Origin of the sequence: Marixanthomonas spongiae, from assembly GCF_003095375.1 — a bacterium.
GTDB classification, from domain to species: domain Bacteria; phylum Bacteroidota; class Bacteroidia; order Flavobacteriales; family Flavobacteriaceae; genus Marixanthomonas; species Marixanthomonas spongiae.
In genome coordinates this window covers 1-1670 of the sequence record NZ_QEHR01000027.1, presented here as the reverse complement: position 1 = coordinate 1670, position 1670 = coordinate 1, and the positions used below count along the sequence as shown (strand labels likewise).

1 protein-coding gene is annotated in these 1670 nt (G+C 49.1%); it reads right to left on the bottom strand.

Going from position 1 to position 1670, the window contains the following annotated elements:
* Positions 1-36: 36 nt before the first annotated feature.
* Positions 37-1590, bottom strand: a complete 1554-nt coding sequence (locus tag DDV96_RS15730; protein ID WP_240607754.1) for an IS1182 family transposase — start codon at positions 1588-1590, stop codon at positions 37-39.
* Positions 1591-1670 lie beyond the last annotated feature (80 nt).

The window sequence follows — 1670 nt, the reverse complement described above, 5'->3', positions numbered from 1 at the left end:
AACGGCAGTCTGTCTCAAAACTACCAATTAATTCTCTTAAAAACAGTATTTTTCGGATTTTGGTGAAATCCATCGGTGTGCCGGCATTTTTTGAAAGTTGCTTTTACGTGCCCCCAAACAGTTTAAAATGAGATCCAGCAGCACCTCTAGGTGATATATAGCGTTTTTAAGGGCCGTAAGGTCGAGTTTGTTCTCCTTGCTCAGCTTCAAGATCCTTTTCAGGTTATAGGCGATGGCCATGAGCCCAAAATCTGCACTGGCCGCCATGATCCCTTTTTTGGTCAAGATGTGGTCAAACCCCCATTGCCTCTTCAATGTCCCATAAGGGTGTTCCACCAAAGCCTGGCGTTTTTTATAAAGGCTTTCGTTCTTGCGGACCCGTTGGGCATTGTTTTGAATATTCTGTGTGAACTGGCTCCGCTGTATCACTTTACCGTTTGCCTTGGCCCTGGTGCATCGGTCCCGTACCGGGCACTGTTTGCAGGCCCTGGTCTTATATTGTTTAAAGGTGTAGTTGCGCCCTTTGTAACGCGTGCCATTGGAAGTCAAACGGTGTCCCTGCGGGCAGGTGTAGGTATCGTCACTGGAATTGTATGTGAAATGTTCAGCATTATAAGCGGGGTCTGGGGCCTGGCTTTTTCGTCCTATGGCGGGAATGGCAACCAGGGTTTTTATCCCCAATTGGTCCGCTATGTGAAATTCACTGCCCGTATGGTACCCTTTGTCGTAAAGGGCGGTGAACGAACCGGTCCTTAAAATGGATTTTGCCCTCCTGAGCATCATCCCCATTGCTTTCTTGTCGTTCTGGTTGCTGAGCTTGTAATCCACTAACAATTTGTGTTTGGCATCTACGGTGGTCTGTGCGGTATAACAGACCTCGGTGATCATCCCGCGCACGATCTGGTGCCTGCTGTCGGGGTCCGAGGTGGAGAGCTGTGGGTTTTCCGTACTGGTGTTTTCGTTCAGCTCTTTTTGAATTTGTTCGTATTTCCCACGCTGTGCCTTGCGGTGGGCGATCTCTTTTTCTATCTCGGCTTTTTTGTCGTTGTCGGCCTCGGCCAGGGCTTTGTTGTGGGCGGCAAGCTTTTCGTCTATATGGTCCAGGTGGCGCTGTACCTTCTTCTTGTTGTAGTTGTTTTTTTTGCTGTTCTGGGCCCGCAGTTTCGTAGAGTCCCCGGCAATGAGCTCCCCTCCTATAAGGTTGAAATTTCTGGCAATGCTGACGCTCTCCCTGAATACGCGCCGGATCGCCTTTGAGTTGTTTTTTCTGAAGCGGGCAATGGTGTTATGGTCTGGCTTTAGGTTTTTCAGAAGCCATATGACCTCCAGGTTGCGGTGACATTCTTTTTCCAGCTGGCGCGAGGAGCGCATGCGGTTCATATACCCGTAGATATAGAGCTTAAGCAGATCGCCCGGGCTGTAGGGCGGGCGCCCTTGGGCCGCTAAGCTGGTAAAGCCCATATTTTCCAGATCGAGGGTTTCTACAAATTGGTCGATAAAACGGACGCTGTTGTCATCGGGGACCATGTCGTCCAGGCATGTGCTGTAAAGGGTAAGCTGTTCCCGGTCTTGTCCTTGTTGGTATTCCATTCCTAAAGATAAGGCAAATTAAAATTATATCCTTGGAAAAAGGCTGCAATAATGGCATGGTTTTGAGACAGTCTGACGGT

Coding starts and splice junctions, on each gene's coding strand:
- DDV96_RS15730 (WP_240607754.1), bottom strand. CDS start 1,590: ATGGAATACCAACAAGGACAAGACCGGGAACAGCTTACCCTTTACAGC.